This window comes from Kineococcus gurbantunggutensis (assembly GCF_050871925.1).
GTDB lineage: Bacteria > Actinomycetota > Actinomycetes > Actinomycetales > Kineococcaceae > Kineococcus.
In genome coordinates this window covers 16,358-42,228 of record NZ_JBJLSG010000022.1, presented here as the reverse complement: position 1 = coordinate 42,228, position 25,871 = coordinate 16,358, and the positions used below count along the sequence as shown (strand labels likewise).

The following is a 25,871-nucleotide window of genomic DNA, read 5'->3' as shown; positions in this document are numbered from 1 at the left end:
CGCCGGGGTCAGCGCGCCGCCGTGCCCAGGCGCGAGAGCACGGCCGCGTACGCCGCGGTCACCGCGGTCGTCAGCGTCGGCTCCAGCACGGGCGCGAACGCGGGGGAGTGGTTCGTGGGCACCGGTGCGCCGGAGTCCAGCACCTCCCCGGGCACCCCGCCGAAGAACCAGTAGACGCCGGGCACGCCCAGCGCGTCGGGCAGGTGCCCGAAGTCCTCGCTGCCCATGCGCGGCGCGGCGTGCAGGACGTTGCCCGCGCCCAGGGCGGCGGCCAGCGGCGCGCGCAGCGCCTCGGTGGCCGCCGGGTCGTTGACCAGCAGCGGGAACGTGTACAGCTCCTCCACCAGCGGCTCGGGCGCCCCGCCGGCGGCCGCCTCGGCCGCCACCACGCGGCGCAGCGCGGGCAGCAGTCGCTCGCGCACGGCCGGGTCCAGGGTGCGCACGTTCACCGTGAACACCGCCTCGGAGGGGATGACGTTCTCCTTCAGCCCGGCGTGGAACGTGCCCACCGTCACCACCGCGGACTCCTGCGCGCCGACCTCGCGGGAGACCACCGACTGCAGGCGCACCACCGCGTGCGCGGCGATCAGCACCGGGTCCACCGCCAGGTGCGGCTGCGAGCCGTGCCCGCCGCGCCCGCGCACCGTGACCCGCCAGCTGTCGGCGCGCGCCATCGCCGGGCCGGGCGTGAGCTCCACCTGCCCGGCGCGCCCGGGCCACACGTGCTGCCCGAAGACGACCTCCGGGCGCGGGGCCCGCTCCCACAGCCCGTCGGCGACCATCGCCGCCGCGCCCTCGCCGGTCTCCTCGCCCGGCTGGAAGACGAACACCACCGTGCCCGCCCACGCCCCGCGCGCCCCGGCCAGCAGGGTCGCCGCCCCGATCGCGGCCGTGACGTGGGTGTCGTGGCCGCAGGCGTGCATCACCGGCACGTCCGTGCCGTCCGGCAGGGTGCCGCGCGCGGTGCTGGCGTGCGGCAGGCCGGTGTCCTCGGCCACCGGCAGCCCGTCGGTGTCGGCGCGGAACGCCACCACCGGCCCCTCGCCGTTGCGCAGCACCGCCACCACGCCGGTGCCCCCGCACCGCCACGCCTCGAACCCCAGCGCGCTCATCCGCTCGGCGACCAGCGCGGCCGTGGCGTGCTCTTGCATCGACAGCTCCGGCGCGGCGTGCAGCCGCCGGTACAGGGCGTGCAGGTCCTCGCGCAGCTCCTCGCCGACGAGCGCGTCGACGAGCGGGTCGGGCGCGTCGGCGGGGGTGGTGGTGGCGGTCGGGGCGTCGGTCACGGGCGGTGCCTCCTCGGTGCGGTGGGGGGCAACCTCCCACGCCCGGCGCGGCGCGGCCGGCACCGCCGGGCACCTCCGGCGCGCCCCGTCCGTTCACGCGGGGCACGCAGCACCCCCACACGAGGAGCGAGACGACCGGTGGCCATCGACTACTCCAAGAAGCGCGACGAACCGCAGCCGCAGCAGGCGCCGTCCGGCGGCGGCGGCGTGTCGCTGAGCAAGGTGACGCTGACGAAGGCGGCGCCGAGGGTCTCGCTCACCAAGTCCGGCGGTGCCGGCGGCACCCTGAAGGTGCACCTGGCGTGGAACGCGCGCCCCGCGCAGGCGCCCTCCGGCGGCGGCTTCCTGTCCAAGCTGAAGCAGGCCGCCTCCGGCGGCTCCGGCGGCATCGACCTCGACCTGGGCGCCCTGTACGAGTTCAGCGACGGCTCCAAGGGCGTCGTGCAGGCCCTGGGCAACGCCTTCCGCGACCTCGGCACCGGCGAGCCGCTGGTCTGGCTGGACGGCGACGACCGCCGCGGCGGCGGCGGGGAGAACCTCTACGTCGACCTGCGCGACCCCTCCCGGCTCAAGCGCGTCCTCGTCTTCGCGTTCATCTACGAGGGCGTGCCGAACTGGGCCGCCGCCGACGGCGTGGTGACCCTGCACCCGGTCGGCGGCCCCGAGGTCGAGGTGCGCCTGGACGAGCACGACGACCGCTCGCCCATGTGCGCGATCGCCCAGATCGTCTCCGACGGGCGCGAGGTCTCCGTGCAGCGCGAGGTGCGCTACGTGCAGGGCGGGCAGAAGGCCCTGGACGAGGCGTACGGCTGGGGCATGCGCTGGCAGACCGGCCGCAAGTGAGCCGCTGAGCGCGCCGGCCGGGCCCGCGCCCGGCCGGCCCGCTCACGCCCGCGGCAGGGGCAGCGCCAGCACGGTGCCGCCGGCGTCGTCGACGACCTCGAAGGCCACCGCGTCCGCGCGCAGCACCGACGCCTGCATGTCGCACGTCAGCTCCTTCGCCCCCACGCCGAGGAACTCCCCGGCCGGGCGCACCGAGCCGTCCACCGTGCGCACCAGCGCCCGGTAGGTGCGGCCCTGCTCGAACCCGGTGGCCACGAACGTCACCTCCACCCCCCAGGTGTGCGGCACGACGACCGCCGGGGAGTCCGCGCGCACCTGCGCGGCCACCACCGTCAGCGGCAGCCGCTCCACCGCCACCGACGGCGCGGGCTCCGGCGCCGGGCGCGTCAGCCCGTACGTGACGCCGGTGGCGGTGCCCGCCGCCAGCAGCGCCGCCGCGACCGGCACCAGCACCGCGCGCCGGCGCCCGCGGCGGGCCTCGCGGCGCTCGCGGTGCTCGCGCAGCACCGACTCCTCGCGCACTGCGGCCAGCACCCGCTCGCCCAGCTCGCGCGGCGGCGCCGGCGGGCCGGGCAGCCGCTCGGGGTCCACCCGGCGCAGGTCGGGGGCCAGCGGCGCCAGCTCGGCCAGCTCCGCGCGGCAGTCCGCGCAGCCGTCCAGGTGCGCGCGCAGGCGCGGCACCTCCTCCTCCGGCAGCAGCCCCAGCGCGTAGAAGCCGAGCTGCTCGCGCAGCTCCCGGTGGGTGCCCGCCCCGCTCACGGCTCCACCCCCATCTCGTCCATCGCCACCCGCAGGGCCTTGAGCCCGTAGAACACCCGGCTGCGCACCGTGCCCACCGGCACGCCCAGCTCGGCGGCCACTTCGCCCGGCGGGCGGTCCTTCAGGTACGTCTCCACGATCGCCGTGCGGTGCTCGGCGGACAGCCGGCGCAGCGCCTCCTCCACCACCCAGCCGCGCAGCAGGCCCTCGCCGGGGTCCTCCACCGGCTGCCCGGCGCCGTCACCGGCCGCGTCGGCCACGTCCGCCACGAGGGCACCCTGCCAGGGCCGCGAGCCCGCGGCGCGCACGTGGTCCAGCACGGCGTTGCGGGCGATGGCGAACAGCCAGGTGCGCAGGCTCGCCAGCGCCGGGTCGTAGCGGTCCGCGGCGCGCCACGCGCGCAGGAACGTCTCCTGCACCACGTCCTGCGCGGCGGCGGCGTCGCCCAGGCAGCGCAGCGCGAACCGGTGCAGCTCCGCGCCGTGGGCGGCGTACGCGCGGGCCACGTCCGCCTCCCCGCGCAGGCCGCCGTCGTGCGCGCCGGGGTCGCCCGCGGCGGCGTGCCGCCCGCGCCGTCCCTGCCGCAGTCCCATCGCGCTCCTCGTCCCGCTCGTCCCGCTCGTCCCGCTCGTCGTGCTGCTCGTGCCGCTCCCGCCCGGGCGGCCCGGCGGCCCCCCTCGCGCCGCCGGGCCGCGTCCGGGGTCAGGGCAGGCGCAGCGCCAGGTCGGTGACGACCGCGTCCACGTGCCCCGTCGCCGTGGCCTGCCCCGTCAGCAGCGACACCCGGTGGACCGTCGAGCGGCCGGCGTCCTTCCCGGTGCCGGGCACGACCGCGTAGCCGGTGGTGCCCGCGACGTCGAAGCCGACGTCGCCGCTGAGGTCCACGCCGAGCTTGCCGGTGGCCGCGAGGGTGCCCGAGTTGGCGGGCGACTGCACGGCCACCTGGTCGGTGGCGGTGTTCAGCACGAACAGGGTGGTGCCGGTGGCCTCGTCGAGGTCGTTGTTCGTGTAGGCCGCGGCGGTGACGCCGGTGGTGGTGCCGGCCGCGGGCGGGGTGCTCAGCGGGGTGTCGGCGACGGTCGCGGCGCCCGGGGTGGCGAACGGCTGGCGCAGGTTCTGGCCGGTGTCGCTGACGACGCGCAGGGCGTTGGCGGCGGGGTTGAAGTCCACGCCGAACGCGGTGCCCTCCAGCGGGACCGTCAGGCGGCGGTCCAGGCGCGCCTTCGCGGCGTGCACGTCCAGGACGTACACCCCGCCCTTGTCGCCGACGCCGTAGACCTGGCGGTCCTGCACGCGCGCGTCGATGCCGACGAGCCTGGTGTCCTCCACCAGGCCGGTGAGCGTGCCGGTCGTGCGCGCCCTGCCGTGGTCGGCGGTGGAGAACGTCACGAGCTTCGTGCCGTCGACCAGGCCCACGGCGCGCGGGGAGCCGGAGCGCTCGTGGCCGCCGCGCGGGCCGTCGGCGGAGGCGGCGGTGGGGGCCAGGACGACGGCGGCGGCGGCGAGGGCGGTGAGCGCGGTACGGGTTCGCACGGGTTCCTCCAGGTGGTCGGTGCCCGGCGTCCGTGCCGGGCTCGACGGTGCTTACGCGCCCCGCCGCGCCCGCGTTCACCGCCGCCCGGGAATTCCTCGGCCACCGCGGGAGGGGGCGGGGAGGAGGGCGCGGCGCCGGTCGCGGGGAGGGGCGGGGCCGGGACGGGCGGTGGGTAGCGTGGGCGCCCGTGACGACCGCGGCACCGGCCCCCCGCACCACCTCCCCCGGGGCGGCGGTCGCGATGGTCCTGGGCGCCGCGGTGAGCGTGCAGGTCGGCGCCACCGCCGCCAGCGCCCTGTTCCCCTCCGTCGGCGCCGTCGGGGCCGCGGCCCTGCGCCTGCTGCTGGCTGCGCTCGTCATGGCCGTGGCCGTGCGGCCCCGGGTGCTGCGCTGGACGCGCCGGCAGCTGCTGCTGTCGGCGGCCTTCGGCGCCGTGCTCGCCGCGATGAACACCTCCTTCTACGCGGCCCTGACCCACATCCCCCTCGGCGTCGCCGTCACGTGCGAGTTCCTCGGCCCGCTGACCCTGTCGGCCCTGCTGACCCGCCGCCGCCGGGACCTGGTGTGGGTGGTGCTGGCGCTGGCGGGCGTGGTCGTCCTCGGCCTGGGCGGGGACGGCGAGGGCGGCGCCCTGGAACCGGTCGGGGTGCTGCTGGCGCTGGTGGCGGGCGCCTGCTGGGCCGGGTACGTGCTGCTCAGCGCCCGCGTGGGCGCCGCGGTGCCCGGGCAGGGCGGCCTGGCGGTGGCCAGCGTCGTGGCCGGCGCGCTGGTGCTGCCGCTGGGGGCGGCCACCGCCGGCGCGGACCTGCTGCACGCGCACGTGCTGCTGCTGGGCCTGGCCGCCGCCGTGATGTCCTCGGTGCTGCCGTACTCCCTGGAGCTGGTGGCGCTGCGCCGCCTGCCCGAGCGCACCTTCGGGGTGCTGCTGAGCCTGGAGCCGGCGATCGCCGCGCTGGTGGGCTGGCTGCTGCTCTCGCAGGGGCTGCCGCTGACGTCGGTGCTGGCGATCGCGGTGGTGGTCGTGGCCAGCGCCGGGGCCACCGCCGCGGCCTCGCGCGGTCAGGTCCCCGCCGATCCCGGGCTCGCCACGCACGCCCGACCCCTGGACGGCTAACCTCGCACCGCGGTCGCGCCGGCGGCCGCACCGCACGTCAGTCGAGGAGGACGACGATGACCACGACCGAGGGTCCCGCCGTGCAGACGGTCGCCCCCGACCCGGAGTTCGCCGCCCAGGCCGTCGCGCAGGCCGACCTCTACGAGCGCGCCGCCGCCGACCGCCTGGGGTTCTGGGCCGAGCAGGCCCGCGAGCACGTCACCTGGGACACCGACTTCACCGACGTCCTGGACTGGTCGAACGCCCCGTTCGCGAAGTGGTTCGTCGGCGGCAGGCTCAACGTGGCCGTCAACTGCGTGGACCGCCACGTGGCCGCCGGCAACGGCGAGCGCGTCGCGATCCACTTCGAGGGCGAGCCCGGCGACACCACCAGCCTCACCTACGCCCAGCTGCAGGAGCAGGTCTGCCGCGCCGCCAACGCGCTGAGCGCCCTGGGCGTGGGCCCCGGCGACCGCGTGGCGATCTACCTGCCGATGCTCGTGGAGTCCGTCGTGGCGATGCTGGCCTGCGCCCGCCTGGGCGCGCCGCACTCGGTGGTCTTCGGCGGCTTCTCCGCCGACGCGCTGAACTCGCGCATCGTCGACGCCGAGGCGAAGGTCGTCATCACCTGCGACGGCTCCTACCGCCGCGGCAAGCCCACCACCCTCAAGCCCGCCGTGGACGCGGCGCTGGCCAAGGGCGCCCCCAGCGTGACCGGCGTGCTCGTCGTCAAGCGCAACGGCGAGGACGTGGACTTCACCGAGGGCCGCGACGTGTGGTGGCACGAGGCGCTGGAGGCGGCCTCCCCCGAGCACGAGGCGCAGGCGTTCGACGCCGAGCAGCCGCTGTTCATCCTCTACACCTCCGGCACCACCGGGAAGCCCAAGGGAATCCTGCACACCTCCGGCGGGTACCTCGTGCAGACGGCGTACACCACCCGCAACGTCTTCGACGTGCGCCCCGAGCGCGACGTGTACTGGTGCACCGCCGACATCGGCTGGGTCACCGGGCACAGCTACGTCGTCTACGGCCCGCTCGCCAACGGCATGACCCAGGTGGTCTACGAGGGCACCCCGGACACCCCCGACAAGGACCGCTGGTGGTCCGTGGTCGAGAAGCACGGCGTGACGGTCCTGTACACCGCGCCCACCGCGATCCGCACCTGCATGAAGTGGGGCGAGGAGTTCCCCGCCCGCCACGACCTGTCCAGCCTGCGGGTGCTGGGCAGCGTGGGGGAGAACATCAACCCCGAGGCGTGGAACTGGTACCGCCGCGTCATCGGCGGCGGGCGCACCCCCATCGTGGACACCTGGTGGCAGACCGAGACGGGCGCGCAGATGATCGCCCCGCTGCCCGGCGTCACCGCCCTCAAGGCCGGTTCCGCGCAGGTGCCGCTGCCGGGGATCGCGGCCGAGGTCGTCGACGACGCCGGTCAGCCCCTCGGGCACGGCCAGGCCGGCTACCTGGTGCTCACCGAGCCGTGGCCGTCGATGCTGCGCGGCATCTGGGGCGATGAGCAGCGCTTCAAGGACACCTACTGGGCGCGCTTCCCGGGCCGGTACTTCGCCGGCGACGGCGCCAAGCGCGACGAGGACGGCGACATCTGGCTGCTCGGCCGCGTCGACGACGTCATGAACGTCTCCGGGCACCGGCTGTCCACCGCGGAGATCGAGTCCGCGCTGGTCTCGCACCCGGACGTCGCCGAGGCCGCCGTGGTCGGCGCCACCGACGAGACCACCGGGCAGGCGGTCGTGGCGTTCGTCATCCTGCGCGGCGGGCACGAGCAGGGCCCGGGCACGGTGGCGGACCTGCGCGACCACGTCGGGCGGGAGATCGGCCCGATCGCCAAGCCGAAGTCGATCATGGTCGTGGCCGAGCTGCCCAAGACCCGCTCGGGCAAGATCATGCGCCGCCTGCTGCGCGACGTCGCCGAGCACCGCCCCACCGGGGACGTGACCACCCTGACCGACTCCACGGTCATGGAGTCCATCCGCTCCGGCATGAGCCCCGCCGCCGGGGACTGACCCGCACAGCACCTCCACCGCACCCGCCCCGGGCTCCCCGCCCGGGGCGGGCGCGCGTGCGGCAGGCTCGTGCCGTGCACCGCGCCCGCAGCCCCCGCTCCCGCGCCGCCGACGCGGCCACCGCCGTCGTCACCCTGGGCGTGGCCGCCGGTGCCGTCGTCGTCGCCGCACCGCACGCCCTGGACCTGGCCGGGCACCGCCCCTTCGTGTGGGCGGTGCCGTTCCGGGTGCCGCTGGGCCTGGGCCTGGGCGTCGCCGCCGGCGCGGCGGGCCTGGCGGGCCAGCGCTGGCGGCGCGCGCTGCCGGCCGCCGCCGCCCTGGCCGTGGTGGCCGCCGCCTCGCTGACGGCCACCGCCCAGCGGGGCCTGGGCGCCGGCGAGCTGCCGCCCGCGCGCCCGGGCGACCTGACGTTCCTGGCCGCCAACGTGCTGCACGCCGGCGCCGACCGCGAGGCGGTGGCCGCGCTGGCCGCCCGCACCGGCGCGCAGGCCGTCTCCCTGCCGGAGTCCACGCCCGAGTACGCCCGCGACGTGGCCCGGCGCCTGACCGCCGCCACCGGCACCGGCGTGCAGGTCTTCTTCGCCGCCGACGACGACGACCCGCGCGAGGGCACCTCGCTGCTGGTCTCCGAGGAGCTGGGGGAGTACCGGCAGGTCGAGGAGCTGACCGGCGGCAAGGGCGTGGCCGTGGCCGTGCCGGTCTCGGGCGAGGGCCCGCCGCTGGCGGCCGTGCACACCACCGCCCCCGTGCCCGCCGGGGTCGGGGACTGGGCGCGCGAGGTGCCCGCCGTGGCGCGCTGGTGCGCCGAGAACCCCGGCGCCCTGGCCGCCGGGGACTTCAACGCCACCGTGGACCACCCGGGCCTGGCGGACCTGCCCGGCACCTGCGTGGACGCCGGCGCCGCCAGCGGCACCGGGGCGCGCGGCACCTGGCCGGCGAACGTGCCGGCCCTGCTGGGCGCGACCATCGACCACGCCCTGGGCGACGGCTCGGCGTGGTCGGTGGCGGGCACGAGCGTGCACGAGCTGCCCGGCTCCGACCACCGGGCCCTGGCCACGCGCTGGCGCCCCGCCGGCGCCTGAGCGCCCGGGGCGCGCTCGGCCCCGCGCCCGGGGCGCGCCCCGCGGTGGACCTCACCGTCGGTGCCGCCCGCGGGCCGGCCCGTCACCGCGGTGCTCCGCCGGGAGGACCGCGCGGGCGTCTTGCGCCGAACGCCCCCCGGAAGGGGGCCGGTGCCCCTACTGTCGTGCCGCGGTCGACGCTCGTCCCCCCCGAGCGAGGACGACCCCAGCGTCGCCGCCGGTCCCCCCGCCGGCGGCGACGCGCCCCGCGCGAGCGCACCCGCGCGCCCGCCACTGCCGCCCCGTAGGGTTCTCCCGGCACACCGGCACCGCGCGCGGTGGCAGTGAGGAGGACCCATGACCACCCTGGACGGTCGCGGAGCGACGGCGGCCTCGGCGACCAAGGCGCCGACGGCGCCCGAGCGCACCATCGGCCAGCTCGTGGCCGACGCCACCAAGGACGTCTCGGAGCTGGTGCGCTACGAGGTGGCGCTGGCCAAGGCCGAGATCACCGCCGACGTCAAGAACGGCGCCCTGGGCGGCGGCCTGTTCGCCGTGGCGGGCGTGTTCGGCCTCGTCGCCTTCGTCTTCCTCGGCATCACCCTGGCCTACGCCCTGCACGAGGGCGCCGGCTGGCCCATGTGGCTGTCCTTCCTGGTGGTGGCCGTGCTGCTGCTCCTCGTCGCCGGCGGGCTCGCCGCGGTCGGCTTCGGCCGCGTGAAGAAGGTCGGCCCGCCGCGCCGCACCATCCGCTCCACCAAGGAGACCATCGCCGCCGTGAAGTCGGCCGCCTCCGGCAAGCCGGTCGCCAAGACCATCCCCGGCTCCTCCGCCGGGCGCGCCAGCATCGGTTCCTGACGCGGCCCGCCGTGGCCGCACCCGCCACCGACGTCTCGGCGGTCCTCGTCGAGGGGCCCTGGCGGCACCGCCTCGTCGCGGCCCACGGCGCCCGCTTCCACGTCGCCGAGCTCGGCGAGGGCCCGCTGGTGCTGCTGCTGCACGACTTCCCGCAGTTCTGGTGGGCGTGGCGGGCCCAGCTCGTCGCGCTCGCCGCGGCGGGCTACCGCGCGGTCGCGATGGACCTGCGCGGCTACGGCGCCAGCGACAAGCCGCCGCGCGGCTACGACACCCCCACCTCGGCGGCCGACGCGGCCGCGCTGGTGCGGGCCCTGGGCGAGCGCGACGCGCACGTGGTGGGCCACGGCGTCTCCGGCCGCACCGCGTGGGCGCTGCCGTCGCTGCACCCGCAGCAGGTGCGCGGCATCGCCGTCGTCGGCGCCGCGCACCCGCTGCTGTCGCGGCGCGTGCTGCTGGAGCGGGTGCGCGGGGAGCGCCCGGCCGGGGAGGGCCTGCGCACCACGGCCGCGGCGCTGGCCCGCCAGCTGCCGGTGCTGCCCGAGCACCGGCTGGTGCACGGCGACGGCGTGGAGCAGGTGCTGCGCGCCCGCTCCGGCCCGGCCTGGCCCTCCGAGCGCGACGTCGAGCGCTACGCGCAGGCGGTGCGCGTGCCGTTCGTGGCGCACTCCGCGCTGGAGTACCACCGCTGGGCCGCGCGCTCCGCGGTGCGCGCGGACGGCCGGCGCTTCGCGGCGGCGCTGCGCGGGGGCACCGGCGTGCCGGTGCTGCAGGTGCGCGGCGCGCTGGACCCCACGGTGAGCCGGGCCGCGCTGGAGGCCGCCGGGCGCTGGGCGCACGGCCCGCACCGCGTGGTGGAGGTCCCCGGCGCCGGGCACTACGTGCCCGAGGAGGCCCCCGAGCGCCTCAGCGCCGTGCTGACGAGCTGGCTCGCCCGGTTCTGAGGCACCTCGGCACCCCGTGCCGCTGCGCTTCAGCCGGGCGTGCACCCGCCGGTGCCCACCGGCTGCGTCGAGGAGCCCGCCTGGGCCAGCACCGCGTCCAGCTCCACGGGCGTGAGCACGTACCCGGTCAGCTCGTCGTCCAGGCTCTTGGCGAACACCACCCCGGCCACCCGGCCGTCCTCGGTGAGCAGCGGGCCGCCGGAGTTGCCCGGCTGCACCTGCGAGTACACCGAGTACACCTCGCGCACCACGGGCGCGGTGTCGTACACGTCGCGGCCCTCGGCGCGCAGCACCTCCCGCACCCGCGCCGTGGCCAGCGTGTACGGCCCGTCCAGCGGGAAGCCCGCCACGACGGCCGCGTCCCCGCGCTGCAGCAGCGGCGAGCGCGGCACCGCCGCCACGTCCAGGCCGGGCACGTCCAGCACCGCCAGGTCGCGCGCGGGGTCGTAGGCCACCACCCGGGCCGGGTAGCGGCGCCCGGCGCCCTGCGGCTGCACCAGCGGCTCGTCCACGCCCGCCACGACGTGCGCGTTGGTCACCACGCGCGCCGAGCCGCCCAGGCGCGCGGCGACGAACCCGCTGCCCTCCAGGCCGCGCGCGCAGGCGCCGGCCACGCCGGTGACCTTCACGACCGCGCCCTGCGCCGCGCGCAGCCCCGGGGTGTCCGGCACGGCGGGTGCGGGCGGGTCCACCGGCGCGATGGGCTCGACCTCCAGCCCGGCGAAGACGCGGGGGAAGCCGCTGGCCCGGGCCGCGGACCAGAACCGGCCCAGCAGCGCGCCGGAGCCGGTGGGCACCGCGGCGTCCACCGCGCCCACCACCCGCGAGCCGTCCACCGCGCCGGCGACCACCGGCAGCGGGGCGGTGCGCGCGGCGCCGGCGACGACCCACACCACCAGCAGCGTGGCCACGCCCGCGGCCAGCGCCCCCAGCAGCGAGTCCAGCAGCCGCGCCGGGCGCCAGCGCACCCGCCCGCGCAGCCGCGCCGCCAGCGCGGCCAGCGCCAGCCGGCCCACCACCGCCATCAGCAGGGTGCCCGCGACGACGGCCACGGCCGGCGGCACGCCCGGCGCCCAGCCCGCCACCAGCCGCGGCAGGGCGACGACGCCGGCGGCGGCCCCGCCGACCAGCCCGGCCAGCCCGGCCAGCCCGACGAGCAGCCCCTCGCGGTACCCGGCGGCGAGCTGCACCAGCAGCAGCACCGCCAGCAGCACGTCCAGGACGAGCGGGGCGCTCACCGGCGCCTCACGCCCCCGCCCACGCCAGCGCCTCCTCCAGCGTCAGCTCGGCCGCCGCGCCGCGCTCGACCGCCTCGGGCAGCAGCCCGCCCAGGGCCAGCACCCGCACCAGCACCTCCGCGGTGAAGCCCCACACCAGCAGCCCGCGCACCGCGAACGCCGGGCCGCGGTAGCCGCCGGGCCCGCGCAGGCGCCGCACCGCGGCGGGGGCCAGCAGCTCGGCCAGCGGCACCCGCTCCACCCGGGCGACCTCGGCGGCGTCGTGCACCCCCACCGGGCCGGGCTCGCGCCAGTGCGCCACCACGGGCGTCACCGCGTGCCGCGAGTGCGCCAGCAGCAGCTGCGGCAGCTCCCCGAGCACCCGCACGCCCGCCGGGTCCAGCCCGGTCTCCTCGGCGGCCTCGCGCAGCGCGGTGGCGGCCGGGGAGGGGTCGGCGGGCTCGCTGCGCCCGCCGGGGAAGGCGACCTGCCCGGAGTGCTGGCGCAGCGTGCCGGCGCGCTCGGTGAGCAGCACCTCGGGACCGGCGGGCCCGTCGGCGAAGAGCACCAGCACCGCGGCCGGGCGCGCGGTGCCGGCGCCGCGGCGGTCCTCGCGCCAGTCCAGGTCGGCGGCGGTGACGGTGGGCAGGCGCCCGGCCAGCGGGCGCAGCCAGCCGGGCAGCACCGCCCCGGTGCCGGTGCCGGCCTCCCCGGTCGTCACGGCGCGACCGGGGAGGCCGGCGCGGCTCCCGCGGGCCCGGCCGGTGCGGCGGGCCCGGCGGGCGGCACCGGGCCGCGCACGAGCTTCGCCGCGCGCACCGGGTCGGTCTCGCCCGTGCCGTACGAGGGGCACAGGCGCGCCACCGCGCACGCCCCGCAGGCCGGCTTGCGGCTGTGGCAGGTGCGCCGGCCGTGGAAGATCATCCGGTGGTTGAACATCGTCCAGCCGCGGCGCTCGATGAGCTGGGCGAGGTCGGCCTCCACCTTCACCGGGTCCTCGTGGCGGGTGAAGCCCAGCCGGCGCGACAGGCGGCCCACGTGCGTGTCCACCGTCAGCCCCGGCACGCCGAACGCGTCGCCGAGCACCACGTTGGCGGTCTTGCGGCCCACCCCGGGCAGCCGCACGAGGTCCTCCAGGCGCGGCGGCACCCGCCCGCCGTGCTCGGCCACCAGGGTCGCCGACAGCCGCAGCAGCGCGTCGGCCTTGGCGCGGAAGAAGCCGGTGGGCTGCACCACGGCCTCCAGCTCGGCGCGCTCGGCGCCGGCCAGGTCCACCGGCTCGGGCCAGCGCGCGAACAGCTCCGGCGTCACCGTGTTCACCCGCGCGTCGGTGCACTGCGCCGACAGCACCGTGGCCACCAGCAGCTGGAAGGGCGTGGTGAAGTCCAGCTCGCAGTGCGCGTCGGGGTAGCGCTCGGCGAGCAGGCGGTGCACGCGGCGGGCGCGGCGGGTGCGCGCCAGCGGGGTCTCGCCGTCGGCGTCGAGGGCGGGCCGGGGGGTGGTGCTCACGGCGACGAGGTTACGTGCCGGGCCCGACGGCGTCCCCGCCCACGGGCGGGCGCACGACCGGGCGCACGACCGGGCCGACGAGCCGGGCGTGCGAGCGGGCGGGTGGGCGGTCGTGCGAGCGGGTGACGCCCGCGCGCGGGCGGGTGACGTGCGCCCCGGGGGCGTCAAGGAGGGCGGTCGCGGCGACGACACGAGGCCCATGCACGGACGAGACGGCGGCCCCGCCGAGCCGCCCCCCGCCACCGCCGGCCCCCTGCCCGGCCCCCTGCCCACCGCGCTGGCCGCGGTCCTGGACCGCGCCGGCGACGCCTGGGACGCGGCCGAGGCGGACCGCGAGCTGCAGGAGCTGCCGCTGCTGGCGCTGCGCCGCCGCCGCGAGCTGCTGCTGGGCGAGCTGCGCCGCGCCGGTCACTGGGCGCGGCTGGTGCGCGCCCGCCGCGACCTGCTCGTGGCCGCCACCGTCGGCGCCGACGCCCTGGAGGTGCCGGTGGAGGCCGGCGCGCACGGCGGCCCGCTGGAGGCCCACCTGGCCGCCCACGTGCCGGTGCCCGCCCCGGGCGCCGCGCTGCCGGCGGTCGCGGACCCCAACGACGTGCTGCGCGGGCTGGTGCTGACCGCCGGGCCCGGCGCCTCCGCCGGCGACGTCGAGCAGCTGCGCGCCCTGGGGACGGCCGCGCGCCGCCTGGGCGCCTACGCCGACGCGCTGGAGGCCGAGCTGGAGCTGGTCACCGAGGTGCTGCTGCAGCGCTACCGCGAGGTCGTCGCCCCGGCGGTGCAGCCGGTCGGCTGAGCCGCCCGGCCGGGCCCGGCGCGCCGCGCCCACCGGCCGCACGGGCCGCCGGGGGCCGCGTGCGGCAGACTGTGGAGCGGTGCGTCCAGCCGGGGCGCACGGCCGCACAGGGAGGTTCCTCGGTGGAGCACGCGCAGAGCGACGGCGTCGCGGACGCCGAGAGCCTGGGGGACGTGGTCCGCCGAGCGCCCCTGTTCGCCGCCCTGGACGACGACGCCTCCGCGGAGCTGCTGCAGTCCATGGAGGCCGTGCACGTCGAGCGCGGCGAGGAGGTCTTCGCCGAGGGCGACCCCGGCGACCGCGTCTACGTGGTGCGCACCGGCAAGATCAAGCTGGTGCGCCGCTGGCCGGACGGCCGGGAGAACCTGCTGGCCGTCATGGGCCCGGGGGAGATGTTCGGCGAGCTGTCCCTGTTCGACCCCGGCCCGCGCACCAGCTCCGCGCGCGCGGTCTCCGAGGCGGACCTCATCGCCCTGCAGCACGACGACATGATGGCCTGGCTCACGCGCCGCCCCGAGGTCGCCAAGCACCTGCTGCAGGCCCTGGCGCAGCGCCTGCGCCGCACCAACGTCGCCCTGGCCGACCTGGTCTTCACCGACGTGCCCGGCCGGGTCGCCAAGGCCCTGCTGGACCTCTCGCGCCGCTTCGGGCGGCCCATCGCCGACGGCCTGCTCGTCGCGCACGACCTCACGCAGGAGGAGCTCGCCCAGCTCGTGGGCGCCTCGCGCGAGACCGTCAACAAGGCGCTGGCGGACTTCGCCTCCCGCGGCTGGCTGCGCCTGGAGGCGCGCGCCGTGGTGCTGCACGACGTCGAGCGGCTGGCCCGCCGGGCCCGCTGAGCCGCGCGGGGGCACGGGCGCCCGGCGGCTCAGCCGGGCAGCTCGACGCCCAGGTGCGCCAGCTGGGCGCGCACCGACAGCCGCGCCGCGTCGGCGAGCGTGCCGCGCAGCGCCTCGCGCGGCAGCCCGTGCACGGCGCTGACGACGGCGTCCACGTCCACCGCGCCGGCGCCCACCGCGGCGCGCACCTGCTCCAGCCGCTGCAGGCGGTGCTCCAGCTGCACCTCCAGGGCGGCGCGGGCGTCGGTGCGCGCCGGCCCGTGACCGGGCAGCAGCGCCCCCAGCGGCTCCGCGTCGTCCAGCGCCAGCAGCCGCCGCAGGGACGCCAGGTACGAGGCCAGGTCGCCGCCGGGGGCCAGCACGGTGCTGCCGCGCCCCAGGACGGTGTCGCCGGTCAGCAGGGAGCGCTCGCCCTCCACCAGCGCGCACACGGAGTCCGCGGTGTGCCCGGGGGTGCGCAGCAGCAGCAGGCGCAGCCCGTCGACCTCGAGCACCTCCCCGTCGCGGGCGTCCTGCGCGAGCAGCACCCGCGGGGAGCCGGTCGCGGCGACGAGGCCGGGCACGCCGTCGGCGTGGTCGTGGTGGTGGTGGGTGGTGAGCACCAGGGCGCAGCGCAGGCCCCGCTGCTCCAGGTGCTGAAGGACCGCCGCGCCGTGCGCGGCGTCGTCGGGGCCGGGGTCGACGACCACGGCCCAGCGCGCGCCGGGGGAGGCGAGCACCCACGTGTCGGTGCCCTCCAGCGTCATCGGCCCGCGGTTGGGCGCCAGGACGCAGGCGGCCCGGTCGGTGACCGGGCCGCCCGTCCACGCGGCGCGGCGCGCCGCGCTCAGGGGCGCACCCGCACGGTGACCTCGACCTCCACGGGGGAGTCGAGGGGCAGCACGGACACGCCGACGGCGCTGCGGGCGTGCCGGCCGGCGTCGCCGAACACCCGCCCGAGCAGCTCGCTGGCGCCGTTGGCGACGGCGGGCTGGCCGGTGAACGCCGGGTCGCTGGCCACGAACACCACGACCTTGACGACGGCCTCGATCGCGTCCAGGCCCCCGGCGGCCTCGGCGGCGGCGGCCACCGCGTTGAGCGCGCACGTCGCGGCGAGCTGCTGGGCGGTGCCCGGGTCGACGAGCCCGTCGCCCTGGCCGACCTTGCCGGTCAGGGGCAGGGCGCCGTCCGTGAAGGGCAGCTGGCCGGAGGTGTGCACGAGGTCGCCCGAGCGCACCGCCGGCACGTACGCGGCCACGGGGGCCGGCACCTGCGGCAGCCGCAGGCCGAGCGCGGCGAGGCGCTCGCCGTGCGTGGTGCTCACGCGCCGGTGGGGCGCTTGAGGTAGGCCACCAGGCCGTTGCCGTCGGGCCCGGTCACCACCTGCACGAGCTCCCAGCCGTCGGAGCCCCACTGGTCGAGGATCTGCTTCGTCGCGTGCACGATGAGCGGGACGGTCGCGTACTCCCAGGTCGTCATGGCGGCCACCGTAGTGCGCCCGCCCCGCCCACCGGTCCGCGCGGACGCAGCGCGCTCAGACGGCGTGCAGGACGTCCTCGTCGACGCCCGCGCCGGTGCCGCCCGGGGCGGAGGTGCCCGAGCCGGTCAGGCTGCCGGCGGCGGTGGCCAGGTGCGCGTCGCGCGCGGCCTCCAGCAGCCGGCGCCAGGAGCCCACGTTGGGTCGGCGCTTGAGCAGGGCACGGCGCTCGCGCTCGGTCATGCCGCCCCAGACGCCGAACTCGACGCGGCTGTCCAGCGCGTCGGCCAGGCACTCCGTGCGCACGGGGCAGCCCCCGCAGATCGTCTTCGCGCGGTTCTGCGCCGACCCCTGCACGAACAGGTCGTCGGCCGTGGCGGACTTGCACGCCCCGCGGCTGGCCCACTCCAACGTCCACACCATCGACGGTCCTTCCCGTCACGTCCCCTCGCGGACCACCGCGCGCGGTGGTTCCCCCCGGAGGGGACGACCCTGTGAATCCCCCTGACGCCCCGCGGAGGGGCGTGCTGGAAGCGTATGGTCGCCGAGCGCAGCGGCGTCAGGGCCATTCGGGAGCAAATCGGCTAGTCCGTTGGAGCTATTCGCGCTCACCGAGCGTGTCCGGTGGCCCCCCGCGGGGGGTCGCGGAGGGCACGCAGCGTGGTCTACGGCGCGGGCCGGGGCCGGGTCCGCGGCGCGCTCCCCGGCGGGTGGCGGGCCGGTCACGATCCTGCGGAGCGCTCGTGGAGGTCGCGCGGCGGGGGGGACCTGTCGCCGTCGTCGCCTACCCTGCTGGTATGGCGTCAGGTTCCACGCACCGTCCCCTGCTCCGGCTGCTCGGTGCCTTCACGGCGGTCAGCGCCGCCGCGGGCGTCCTGGCCGCCGGGCTCGTCGTGCCCGCGGTCGCGGCCACCGGCGCCACCGCCCGGATGGGCGTGGACCTCTTCAACGACCTGCCCGGGGAGCTGGGCGACCAGCAGCTCTCCGAGGCCACCACGATCCTGTGGTCCGACAACACGGTCATGGCGCGCGTGTACGACCAGAACCGCTCGGTCGTCGCCCTCGACCAGATCGCCCCCGTCATGCGCGACGCGATCATCTCCATCGAGGACGAGCGCTTCTACGACCACGGCGCCGTGGACGTCAAGGGCATCGCCCGCGCGCTGGTCTCCAACGCCGGCGGCGGCGGCACCCAGGGCGCCTCGACCCTGACGCAGCAGTACGTGAAGAACGTCCTCGTCGAGCAGGCCGTGGAGCAGGGCGACTCGCAGGCGGCCGCTGCCGCGGTCGACGCCGACGGCATCGACGGCTACGCCCGCAAGCTCAAGGAGATGAAGCTCGCGGTCAACGTCGAGAAGGAGATGAGCAAGGACGAGATCCTCGCCGCCTACCTGAACGTCGCGTACTTCTACAACAACGTCTACGGCATCGAGGCCGCGGCGCAGTACTACTTCAACCGCCCGGCCGCGCAGCTGGACCTGCAGCAGGCGGCGATGCTGGCCGGCCTGGTGCAGAACCCCGCCGGCTACAACCCGATCAAGAAGCCCGAGGCGGCCACCGCCCGGCGCGACGTGGTGCTCGGGCAGATGCTCAAGCTCGGCAAGATCGACCAGGCCACCCACGACGCGGCCGTGGCCGCCCCGCTCGGGCTGGACCCGCAGCCCTCGCGCCAGGGCTGCCTGGCGGCGGGGTCGGCCGCCTACTTCTGCGACTACGTCACCCACGTCATCGCGCAGGACCCCGCGTTCGGCGCCACCGTGGAGGACCGCCAGAACCTCCTCAAGCGCGGCGGCCTGACGATCAGGACGACGCTGGACCGCAACGTCCAGCAGATCACCCAGGACGCGGTGAACGCCGGCGTCAACCCCGGCCAGTCGCCCCGCGCGGCCTCCTCCGTCGTGCAGCCGGGCACCGGCCACATCCTGGCCATGGCGCAGGACACCACCTACTCGCCCGACGAGGACGTCGTCGGGCAGACCACGCTGAACTACAACGTCAGCAAGGACATGGGCGGCGGCGGCGGCTTCCAGCAGGGCTCGACCTTCAAGCCGTTCACGCTCGCCGCCTGGCTCAAGGCCGGCAAGTCGCTGAACTCGGTGGTCGCCTCCCCCAGCTCGGGTTCGGACCGGGTCAACTCCTTCACCGCCTGCGGCTCCAAGATCCGCAGCGGCGAGACGTACAAGTACTACAACTCCGAGTCCCGCAGCTCCGGCTCGATGACCGTGCGCCAGGCCACCGCCCAGTCCGTGAACACCGCGTTCGTGGCGATGGAGAAGCAGCTCGACATCTGCGACATCGCCGCCACCGCGCAGTCGCTGGGCGTCTACAAGGCCGCCCCCACGAAGAACTTCCTCACCGGCGAGGTCAGCCGCGACCTGGACCAGAACCCCTCGATGACGCTGGGCACGAACCTGGTGACCCCGCTGTCGGTGGCCGGCGCCTACGCCGCCTTCGCCGCCGAGGGCACCTTCTGCAGGCCGACCGCGATCACCGAGGTGCTCGACGGCGAGGGCAAGCCGCTGCCGGTGCCCTCGGCGGACTGCAAGCAGGCCCTGGACCCCAATGTGGCCCGCAACGTCACCGAGGCCCTCGAGGGCGGCTGGACCAGCGGCACCGCCAAGGGCGTCAAGAAGATCGGGCGCCCCGTCGCCAGCAAGACGGGCACCACCAACGACAGCGCCGACACCTGGTTCGCCGCCTACACCCCGCAGCTCGCCTCGGCGGTGTGGGTCGGGCACGCCAGCGGCACCAAGTCGCTGAACAACCAGCGCATCAACGGCCGCCGCTACGGCAAGGTCTACGGCGCCACCATCGCCGGGCCGATCTGGTCCAACATCGTCGGCCCGGCCTCCTCGGCGCTGAACCTGCCGGTGCAGGACTTCACCCCGGGCAGCGACGCGGGCCTGCGCACCACCACCACCGACGGCCGGGTGCGCGTGCCCAACGTCGTGGGCCGCAGCGTCTCCTCGGCGACCTCGGCCCTGGAGGCCGCCGGCTTCGACGTGAGCGTCTCCTCGCGGCGGGTGACCTCCCGCTCGGTGGACGCCGGGCTCGTGGCGCAGCAGAGCGCCCGCTCCGCCTCCCCGGGCGCGACGATCACCCTGACCCGCAGCGCCGGCGCCCCGGCGCCCTCCCCGCAGCCCACCCGGACCGCGCAGCCGACGCAGGAGCCGGAGCCCACCCAGGCGCCCGAGCCCACCCAGGCGCCCGAGCCGCCGGCGGGCGAGGAGCCCACGGTGCAGCTGCCCAACGCCGACGAGCTGCGCTCGCGGCTGCCCGACCCCGAGGAGCTGCGCTCGCTGCTGCCCACGCCGGGCGGGGAGGGCTGACCGTGGGCGCGCGCCTGATCGCCGAGGACCTCGCCCTGCTGCTGCAGTCCCCCGAGACGGGTCGGCCGGTGGTCGGCTCCCAGGAGCTCGCGCCGGCCCTGGCCGGGGCCCTGCTGCTGGAGCTGGCGCTGCGCGAGCGCGTGCAGGTCGAGGACGGCGGGCGCTGGGGCGGGGACAAGCTGCGCGCGGTGCCCGGCCCGGCCACGGGCGACGACCTGCTCGACGAGGCGCTGGGCAAGCTGCCGGCGGAGCGCAGCACCGGCGCCCGCGGGGCCGTGCAGAAGATCGCCGACCGCCGCCTGGCGGGCCGGGTGCACGAGCGCCTGGCCGCCGCCGGCCTGGCCCGGCGCACCCCGGGCGCGTTCCTGAAGCTGGGCCGCACCCACCCCGACGTCGCCACCCGCAAGGAGCTGCTGGCGTCCGTGGTGGCCGCGCTGGAGGCGCCCGACGCCTCCGCCGCGCAGCAGCGTCCTGCGGCGCTGGTCTCGCTGCTGCACGCCGTCGGCGCCGTCACGAAGGTCGTGCCCGCCGAGGGCGCCGGCCGCAAGGACCTCAAGCGCCGGGCCAAGGCCCTGTCCGAGGGGGAGTGGGCCGGGGCGGCCGTGCTGGCCGCGGTGCGCGCCGCGCAGTCCGGCGCGGCGGCCGCCGCGGCGGCGGCGAGCGGTGCCGCCGTCGCCGCCGCGAGCTGAGCGGGCGCCTCAGGCGCCCAGGCGGGCCCGCACGGCGCTGGAGAGGCGCTTGCCGTCGGCGCGGCCGGCGACCTGCGGCTTCAGCCGCGACATGACCGCGCCCATGGCGCCCATGCCGGTCAGGCCCTCGCCGGAGGCGATGAGCACGGCCTCGTCGACCAGCTCGGTGAGCTCCTCGTCGGTCAGCGGCGTGGGCAGGTAGGTCTCCACCACGCCCAGCTCGGCGCGCTCGCGCTCGGCCTGCTCCGCGCGCCCGGCGCCGTCGTACGCCTCGGCGGCCTCGCGGCGCTTCTTCGCCTCGCGCTGCAGGACCGTGACGACCTCCTCGTCGGAGAGGGTGCGCGCGGACTTGCCGGCGACCTCCTCGCCGCGCACCGCGGTCAGGACCATGCGCAGCGTCGCCGCGCGCAGCTCGTCGCGGGCCTTCATCGCGGTGGTCAGGTCGGTCTGCAGGGTGTCCTTGAGGGTCTCGCTCACGGGGGCGATCCTCCCACCCCCTGTCCAGCGGGTTCCCGCCGCGAGCGGCTGCCAGGATGGTGCGATGCCGCAGCACAGCGCCCTGAGGTCCGCGTCCGCCGCCGCCGGAGCGCTCGCGCTCGCCGGGGCGGCGGGGCTGGCGTACGCGTCCGGGTACGAGGTGCGCGCCTTCACGCTGCGGCACGCGGTGGTGCCGGTGCTCCCCGTGGGGAGGGCGCCGCTGCGGGTGCTGCACCTGTCCGACCTGCACCTGGTGCCCACCCAGCGCGCCAAGCGCGAGTGGGTGCGGCACCTGGCGGACCTGCGGCCGGACCTGGTGGTCACCACCGGCGACAACCTCGCCCACGTCGACGCCGTGCCCGCCGTCCTGGACGCCTACGCGGGGCTGCTGGAGCGCCCCGGGGCGTTCGTGCTGGGCTCCAACGACTACTGGGCCCCGCAGCCGCGCAACTGGGCGGCGTACCTGTGGAAGCGCTCCGGGCCGACGGAGGTCGACGGGCCCCGCCTGCCCACGGACGAGCTGGTGCGCGGCTTCACCGACGCCGGCTGGGTGGACCTGGACAACGCCCGCACCCGCCTGGCGGTGCGCGACCTCGACCTCGAGCTCGTCGGCGTGGACGACCCGCACCTGCGCTACGACCGCTACGAGGACGTCGCCGGCGCCGCCGCGGCCGACGCGGACCTGACGATCGGCGTCACCCACGCCCCGTACCGGCGCACCCTGGACGCCATGACCGCCGACGGCGCCGGCCTGCTCATCGCCGGGCACACCCACGGCGGGCAGCTCTGCGTGCCCGGCTACGGGGCGCTGGTGACGAACTGCGACCTGCCGCGCGAGCAGGCCAAGGGCCTCTCGCGCTGGTCGGCCGGCGGGCACGACGCCTGGCTGCACGTCTCCGCGGGCCTGGGCACCTCGCCGTACTCGCCCTTCCGCTTCGCGTGCCGGCCGGAGGCGACACTGCTGGAGCTGGTGCCGCGCCGCTGACCGGTGGTTCGCCAGGGCCCGTGCGGCCCGCCGCGCCGGGCGGGGCGACCCGGTACGGAGCACCCCCGGGCGTCCGCTAGACTCTACGAGGTTGCTTCACGGGGTGTGGCGCAGCTTGGTAGCGCGCTTCGTTCGGGACGAAGAGGCCGCAGGTTCAAATCCTGTCACCCCGACCGGCAGATCAGAGGCCCAGGACCGCGAGAGCGGTCCTGGGCCTCTAGCTTTGTGCGGTCGCGCACCGCGCGACCGCCCCGGCCCGCCACGTGCCGGCCGGCGCGCGCTCGCCCCCGGAGGACGGGATGCAGCAGTTGACGGACGCCGCTCGGGTGGACCTGGCCGCCATCTTCGACGCCATGCCCACGTCCTACGCGGTGCTGGACACGGACCTGCGGTTCGTGACGGTCAACCGCGCCTTCCTGGAGGGTTCCGGGCGCGCGCGCCACGAGCTCGTCGGCCGGCTGGTGCGCGACGCCTTCCCCGACAACCCGGCCCACCCGGGCACCCGCGCGACGGAGAACCTCGAGGCCTCGCTGCACCGGGTGCTGAGCACCGGCCGGCAGGACACGATGCCGGTGCAGAGGTACGACGTCGCCGGTCCCGACGGGGTCTTCCGCCCCCGCTGGTGGAGCCCGGTGAACGCTCCCGTGCTGGACGACGCCGGGCGGGTGGTGCTCCTGCTGCACCGCGTGGAGGAGGTCACCGGCTACGTCGCCGAGCGCCAGCGGCACCTCCCCGCCTCCGGCGTCGACCCGTACGAGGCCCCCGGGGTGCGCTCCCCGGCCGAGGCGGACCTGTACGTGCGCGGGCAGGAGCTGCGCGAGGCGCTGACCGTGGAGACCGCGGAGGCGCACCGGCTGGCCGGGATGGTGCGGGTGGCGCTGCGGCTCAGCGCCGCGCAGAGCGTCGCGGAGCTGACGGACATCGTCATCGGCAGCGGCCTGGGCGTGCTGGGCGCCGGCGGCGGCGCCGTCGCGGTGCGCGCGGGCACCGGCGGGCAGGAGGCGCTGGAGCTGACGCTGACCGACTCGCTGGGGGAGCGGGCGCGCCGCACCTTCGCGCACCTGCCGCTGGACAGCCCGCTGCCGGTGGCCGTGGCCGCCGGCACCGGCCGCACCGTCGTGCTGCGCGACCGCGAGGAGTGCCTGGCGTTCACCCCGCAGATGGAGGAGGCGGTGACCAGCACCGGTCTGGGCACGTGGGTGTCCCTGCCGCTGCAGGCCGCGGGCCGCTCGGTGGGCGGGCTGACGATCGGCTGGCGCGACCCGCAGGCCTTCACCGACCGCGACTTCGAGCTGATGAGCGCCTTCGCCGCGCAGTGCGCCCACAGCCTGGCCGCGCTGCAGGCCCGCGAGCAGGAGCGCCGCGTGGCCGGCGAGCAGCGGCGGCTGTCCGAGGCGCTGCAGCGCAGCCTGCTCACCGCCCCGTTCGAGCCGGACCACCTGCAGATCGCGGTGCGCTACCTGCCCGCCGCGGCCGAGGCGCAGATCGGCGGCGACTGGTACGACTGCTTCCTCGTGCCGACCGGCACCACCACGCTCGTCGTGGGGGACGTGGCCGGGCACGACCGCGACGCCGCGGCCGCCATGGGGCAGGTCCGCAACCTGCTGCGCGGGGTGTCCATCACCCTGTGCGAGCCGCCGGCCGCGGTGCTGTCCGGGCTGGACCACGCCATGCACCAGCTCGGCGTGGGCGTGCTCGCCACCGCCGTGGTCGCGCAGGTGGAGCAGACCCCCGCCGAGCGGGCCGCCGGGCTGCGGACGCTGCGCTGGTCCAGCGCCGGGCACCCGCCGCCGGTCCTGCTCGCCCCCGACGGCACCGCGCGGCTGCTCCAGGCGCCGCCGGACCTGCTGCTGGGCCTGCTGCCCGACGTCGAGCGCACCGACCACGCGGTGACCCTCGACCCCGGCGCCACCGTCGTCCTCTACACCGACGGCCTCGTCGAGCGCCGCGACGCCCCGCTGCAGGACGGCCTGGAGTGGCTGCGCACCACCCTGGAGCAGCTGCACCACCTGCCCGTCGAGGAGCTGTGCGACGCCCTGCTCGCCCGCCTCGACGGCCCGCCGGAGGACGACGTCGCGCTGCTGGTGCTGCGCGCCCACCCCGAGGACGGCCCGCGCCCCGGCGAGGCCGGGCCGCAGGTCCTGCCGCCCGCCGCGCCGGGGACCGCCCCGCCGCTGCGGCAGCCGTAGCCCGGGGTCCGGGGTCCGGGGTCCGGGGCGCCGGGCGGGTCAGCCGGGCAGCCCCGTCAGCGGTTGCACCGTGCCGGAGACCCGCCCGCCCACCGCGCACGGCTCGGCCTCGAAGGGCAGCGGCCCGCCGTCGCGCGAGAAGCTCGTGCACGTCACCTGCACGCGGTCGTGGTCGACGAGGTACAGGGAGGCGAAGTGCCGCCCGTTCCACCGCAGCTGCGAGTCCTCGATGCGCGCGCTGCACAGGAAGGCGTCCAGCCCGGCGCCGTTGCGCTGCAGGGTGCTGCGCTGCACCACGACGACGGCGTCCTGGTCGCAGGAGACCGCGGTGCCGCGGCTGTCGCGCACCGTGCTGCCGCGCAGGACGAAACCGCCGTCCTCGACCTCGAAGGCGCTGAAGCCGGTGCCGTTGGCGTCGGCGGTGGACCCCTCGACGAGCAGGCGGCCCCAGCCCCAGGCGTGGCCGCCGAGGCGGTTGCCGGTGAGCCTGCTGGCGCGCACCGTCAGGGACGACTCGGCGCGGGAGACGACACCGGTGGTGTTGGCCTGCAGGCGCACCTCGCGCACGAGCCCGCCGACGTCCCCCTCGGGCGCCTCCTCCACGTAGTGGGTGCCGCTGAGCACCCCCGTCGTCCAGCCGCGCACGGTGCCCCCGCGCACCACGACGTCGCGCGCGCGCACCCGCACCCCGACGGTCCCGGCGGTGGGGTCGGCCCCCGGGCCGGTGACGCTGTGGCCGTTGAGGTTCAGCTCGATCCCGTCGGCGGCCAGCGTCAGGCCCTCGCCGCCGGGGCAGACGACGTCCGCGGCCAGGCGCACGCTCGTGGTGAGCACCGCCCCGCAGGGCACGACGACGGCGCGCGGGGGTGCGGCGGCCGCGGGGGCGAGCGGGGCGGTGGTGAGCAGGGCGCCGGCGAGCGCGCCGGCGGCGCGGAGGAGGGCGCGGGGGGCGGGGCGGTGGCGCACGGGGGTCTCCTCGACGGCGGTGGTCGGCGGGTCGGCGGTGGTCGGCGGGGCGAGGTTCAGAGCGGCGCGAACGTGCCCGACACGCGCGTGCCGGGCGCGGTGGCCGGCGCCGAGGGGTCGCACGCGGTGAGCGGCACGTCCAGCGGGCCGCCGTCGCGGGAGAAGGTGGTGCAGCGGAACTCGACGCTGTCGGTGTCGACGAGGAAGCGCCCCACGTGCCGGTCGTTCCAGGCGAACGCGGAGTCCTCCACGTGCGCGCTGCACTGCGAGGCCCGCAGCGCCGTGCCGGTGCGCTGCACGGTGCTGCCCCGCAGGACGAGGTGGCCGTCCTGCTCGCAGCCGACGCCGTAGGCGCCGCCGCGCACCGTGGTGCCGCGCAGCACCAGCCCGTCCCAGCCGACGTCGAAGGAGGAGAACCCGCGCCGGTTGCCGTCGGCGGTGGAGCCCTCGACGAGCAGGCGCCCGCCGGTGACGGAGCCGCCGGCGAGGTCGTTGCCGCTGAACCAGGTGCCGCGCACCTCGACGGCGCCGTCCTCGCGCACGTCGACGCCGGTGCCGTTGCCCTCCAGGCGCGCGGCGCGCACGCTCGCGCCGACGGGGCCCCGCCGCTCCTCCTCGTAGGCGTCGGTGCCGGCCACGACGCCGCTGCCCCAGCCGCCCACGGTGCCGTTGCGCACCACCACGTCGCGCGCGCGCACCCGCACCCCGACGGTGCCGTGGTCGGTGCCCGGGCCGGTGAGGCGGTGCCCGTTGAGGTTCAGCTCGATCCCGTCGGCGGCCAGGGTCAGGCCCTCGCCTCCGGGGCAGACGACGTCGGCGGCCAGGCGCACGCTGGTGGTGAGCACCGCCCCGCACGGCACGGTGGTGGCCCGCGGCGGTGCCGCGGCGGCCGCCGGGGCGGTCAGGCCGGTGGCCAGCAGCGCGCAGGCGGCGGTCAGCAGGGGGCGGTGGGGCACGGGTGCTCTCCTCCAGGGGTGCGGGCGGGGCTCGGGGCGCCGTCGCGCGGGGGGCGCGTCCCGCGCCGCC

At 77.5% G+C, this 25,871-nt stretch carries 26 protein-coding genes and 1 tRNA gene; 13 read left to right on the top strand and 14 right to left on the bottom strand.

What is annotated here, in order from left to right; translation table 11 throughout:
- Positions 1–8: 8 nt before the first annotated feature.
- Positions 9–1,208, bottom strand: coding sequence for an amidohydrolase (locus ACRYR7_RS06385; RefSeq protein ID WP_432571245.1), 1,200 nt, complete (start codon positions 1,206–1,208; stop codon positions 9–11).
- 216 nt (positions 1,209–1,424) lie between these two features.
- Here ACRYR7_RS06385 and ACRYR7_RS06380 point away from each other — a divergent pair, with 216 nt between their 5' ends.
- On the top strand, positions 1,425–2,129 hold the full coding sequence (locus ACRYR7_RS06380; RefSeq protein ID WP_432571233.1) for a TerD family protein: 705 nt from the start codon (positions 1,425–1,427) through the stop codon (positions 2,127–2,129).
- Positions 2,130–2,171: 42 nt separating this feature from the next.
- On the opposite strand, the gene ACRYR7_RS06375 is transcribed toward ACRYR7_RS06380, so the two are convergent.
- The 3 genes from ACRYR7_RS06375 to ACRYR7_RS06365 all read right to left on the bottom strand — a co-directional run bounded on the left by ACRYR7_RS06375 (position 2,172) and on the right by ACRYR7_RS06365 (position 4,421).
- Positions 2,172–2,888, bottom strand: a complete 717-nt coding sequence (locus tag ACRYR7_RS06375; RefSeq protein ID WP_432571232.1) for an anti-sigma factor family protein — start codon at positions 2,886–2,888, stop codon at positions 2,172–2,174.
- Positions 2,885–3,481, bottom strand: coding sequence for a sigma-70 family RNA polymerase sigma factor (locus tag ACRYR7_RS06370; RefSeq protein ID WP_432571231.1), 597 nt, complete (start codon positions 3,479–3,481; stop codon positions 2,885–2,887). The genes ACRYR7_RS06375 and ACRYR7_RS06370 overlap by 4 nt, the downstream gene beginning before the upstream one ends.
- Before the next feature lie 109 nt (positions 3,482–3,590).
- Positions 3,591–4,421, bottom strand: coding sequence for a DUF4394 domain-containing protein (locus tag ACRYR7_RS06365; RefSeq protein WP_432571230.1), 831 nt, complete (start codon positions 4,419–4,421; stop codon positions 3,591–3,593).
- A gap of 188 nt (positions 4,422–4,609) precedes the next feature.
- On the opposite strand from ACRYR7_RS06365, the gene ACRYR7_RS06360 reads away from it, so the two are divergent.
- The 5 genes from ACRYR7_RS06360 to ACRYR7_RS06340 all read left to right on the top strand — a co-directional run bounded on the left by ACRYR7_RS06360 (position 4,610) and on the right by ACRYR7_RS06340 (position 10,399).
- A complete protein-coding gene (locus ACRYR7_RS06360) occupies positions 4,610–5,536 on the top strand; it encodes an EamA family transporter (RefSeq protein ID WP_432571229.1) in 927 nt (308 codons plus the stop codon).
- Positions 5,537–5,592: 56 nt separating this feature from the next.
- Entirely contained in the window at positions 5,593–7,539 is a 1,947-nt protein-coding gene (gene acs, locus ACRYR7_RS06355; protein ID WP_432571228.1) for an acetate--CoA ligase, read from the top strand.
- 74 nt (positions 7,540–7,613) lie between these two features.
- The gene (locus tag ACRYR7_RS06350) at positions 7,614–8,621 is read left to right on the top strand and encodes an endonuclease/exonuclease/phosphatase family protein (RefSeq protein ID WP_432571227.1); all 1,008 of its coding nucleotides are present in this window, start codon (positions 7,614–7,616) and stop codon (positions 8,619–8,621) included.
- Positions 8,622–8,957: 336 nt separating this feature from the next.
- Complete coding sequence (locus ACRYR7_RS06345; protein WP_432571226.1) at positions 8,958–9,458, top strand: phage holin family protein; 501 nt, start codon at positions 8,958–8,960, stop codon at positions 9,456–9,458.
- Between the two features lie 11 nt (positions 9,459–9,469).
- Positions 9,470–10,399 carry an alpha/beta fold hydrolase gene (locus ACRYR7_RS06340; protein WP_432571225.1) on the top strand — a complete coding sequence of 310 codons (930 nt, stop codon included), beginning with the start codon at positions 9,470–9,472 and terminating at the stop codon, positions 10,397–10,399.
- 29 nt (positions 10,400–10,428) lie between these two features.
- Here ACRYR7_RS06340 and ACRYR7_RS06335 read toward each other — a convergent pair whose 3' ends face one another.
- The 3 genes from ACRYR7_RS06335 to nth are packed head-to-tail and all read right to left on the bottom strand — an operon-like array spanning position 10,429 to position 13,125.
- Positions 10,429–11,637, bottom strand: coding sequence for a MarP family serine protease (locus tag ACRYR7_RS06335; RefSeq protein ID WP_432571224.1), 1,209 nt, complete (start codon positions 11,635–11,637; stop codon positions 10,429–10,431).
- A 7-nt stretch (positions 11,638–11,644) separates the two neighbouring features.
- On the bottom strand, positions 11,645–12,337 hold the full coding sequence (locus ACRYR7_RS06330) for an NUDIX hydrolase (RefSeq protein WP_432571223.1): 693 nt from the start codon (positions 12,335–12,337) through the stop codon (positions 11,645–11,647).
- Positions 12,334–13,125 (bottom strand): endonuclease III, encoded by a 792-nt coding sequence (gene nth / locus ACRYR7_RS06325; protein ID WP_432571222.1) that lies wholly within the window; start codon positions 13,123–13,125, stop codon positions 12,334–12,336. The genes ACRYR7_RS06330 and nth overlap by 4 nt, the downstream gene beginning before the upstream one ends.
- A 199-nt stretch (positions 13,126–13,324) precedes the next feature.
- Between nth and ACRYR7_RS06320 the strand changes: the two genes are divergently transcribed.
- Together ACRYR7_RS06320 and ACRYR7_RS06315 are read left to right on the top strand one after the other, a co-directional pair.
- A complete protein-coding gene (locus tag ACRYR7_RS06320) occupies positions 13,325–13,915 on the top strand; it encodes a hypothetical protein (RefSeq protein ID WP_432571221.1) in 591 nt (196 codons plus the stop codon).
- Positions 13,916–14,079: 164 nt separating this feature from the next.
- The gene (locus tag ACRYR7_RS06315) at positions 14,080–14,754 is read left to right on the top strand and encodes a Crp/Fnr family transcriptional regulator (protein WP_432571244.1); all 675 of its coding nucleotides are present in this window, start codon (positions 14,080–14,082) and stop codon (positions 14,752–14,754) included.
- 29 nt (positions 14,755–14,783) lie between these two features.
- Here ACRYR7_RS06315 and ACRYR7_RS06310 read toward each other — a convergent pair whose 3' ends face one another.
- The 4 genes from ACRYR7_RS06310 to ACRYR7_RS06295 form a co-directional block, all read right to left on the bottom strand.
- Complete coding sequence (locus tag ACRYR7_RS06310) at positions 14,784–15,500, bottom strand: MBL fold metallo-hydrolase (RefSeq protein WP_432571220.1); 717 nt, start codon at positions 15,498–15,500, stop codon at positions 14,784–14,786.
- A gap of 80 nt (positions 15,501–15,580) precedes the next feature.
- Positions 15,581–16,057, bottom strand: a complete 477-nt coding sequence (locus ACRYR7_RS06305) for a RidA family protein (protein WP_432571219.1) — start codon at positions 16,055–16,057, stop codon at positions 15,581–15,583.
- On the bottom strand, positions 16,054–16,212 hold the full coding sequence (locus ACRYR7_RS06300; protein ID WP_166611200.1) for a DUF4177 domain-containing protein: 159 nt from the start codon (positions 16,210–16,212) through the stop codon (positions 16,054–16,056). Before ACRYR7_RS06300 ends, ACRYR7_RS06305 begins: the two co-directional genes overlap by 4 nt.
- A 55-nt stretch (positions 16,213–16,267) precedes the next feature.
- Positions 16,268–16,633, bottom strand: a complete 366-nt coding sequence (locus ACRYR7_RS06295; protein WP_432571218.1) for a WhiB family transcriptional regulator — start codon at positions 16,631–16,633, stop codon at positions 16,268–16,270.
- Positions 16,634–17,007: 374 nt separating this feature from the next.
- On the opposite strand from ACRYR7_RS06295, the gene ACRYR7_RS06290 reads away from it, so the two are divergent.
- Both ACRYR7_RS06290 and ACRYR7_RS06285 read left to right on the top strand, forming a co-directional pair.
- Positions 17,008–19,539 (top strand): transglycosylase domain-containing protein, encoded by a 2,532-nt coding sequence (locus ACRYR7_RS06290; RefSeq protein ID WP_432571217.1) that lies wholly within the window; start codon positions 17,008–17,010, stop codon positions 19,537–19,539.
- Positions 19,540–19,541: 2 nt separating this feature from the next.
- Positions 19,542–20,228 carry a GOLPH3/VPS74 family protein gene (locus ACRYR7_RS06285; protein WP_432571216.1) on the top strand — a complete coding sequence of 229 codons (687 nt, stop codon included), beginning with the start codon at positions 19,542–19,544 and terminating at the stop codon, positions 20,226–20,228.
- 9 nt (positions 20,229–20,237) lie between these two features.
- Here the strand turns inward: ACRYR7_RS06285 and ACRYR7_RS06280 are convergent, their stop codons facing one another.
- Positions 20,238–20,657: a GatB/YqeY domain-containing protein gene (locus ACRYR7_RS06280; protein WP_432571243.1), complete on the bottom strand. Its 420-nt coding sequence runs from the start codon at positions 20,655–20,657 to the stop codon at positions 20,238–20,240.
- A 112-nt stretch (positions 20,658–20,769) separates the two neighbouring features.
- Here ACRYR7_RS06280 and ACRYR7_RS06275 point away from each other — a divergent pair, with 112 nt between their 5' ends.
- The 3 genes from ACRYR7_RS06275 to ACRYR7_RS06265 all read left to right on the top strand — a co-directional run bounded on the left by ACRYR7_RS06275 (position 20,770) and on the right by ACRYR7_RS06265 (position 23,879).
- Positions 20,770–21,690 carry a metallophosphoesterase gene (locus ACRYR7_RS06275; RefSeq protein WP_432571215.1) on the top strand — a complete coding sequence of 307 codons (921 nt, stop codon included), beginning with the start codon at positions 20,770–20,772 and terminating at the stop codon, positions 21,688–21,690.
- A gap of 99 nt (positions 21,691–21,789) precedes the next feature.
- Positions 21,790–21,863, top strand: a tRNA-Pro gene (locus ACRYR7_RS06270).
- A 126-nt stretch (positions 21,864–21,989) separates the two neighbouring features.
- A complete protein-coding gene (locus ACRYR7_RS06265; protein WP_432571214.1) occupies positions 21,990–23,879 on the top strand; it encodes a SpoIIE family protein phosphatase in 1,890 nt (629 codons plus the stop codon).
- A 39-nt stretch (positions 23,880–23,918) separates the two neighbouring features.
- Here ACRYR7_RS06265 and ACRYR7_RS06260 read toward each other — a convergent pair whose 3' ends face one another.
- Together ACRYR7_RS06260 and ACRYR7_RS06255 are read right to left on the bottom strand one after the other, a co-directional pair.
- Positions 23,919–24,845: a hypothetical protein gene (locus tag ACRYR7_RS06260; RefSeq protein ID WP_432571213.1), complete on the bottom strand. Its 927-nt coding sequence runs from the start codon at positions 24,843–24,845 to the stop codon at positions 23,919–23,921.
- 56 nt (positions 24,846–24,901) lie between these two features.
- Positions 24,902–25,801, bottom strand: a complete 900-nt coding sequence (locus ACRYR7_RS06255) for a hypothetical protein (RefSeq protein ID WP_432571212.1) — start codon at positions 25,799–25,801, stop codon at positions 24,902–24,904.
- Positions 25,802–25,871: the final 70 nt, after the last annotated feature.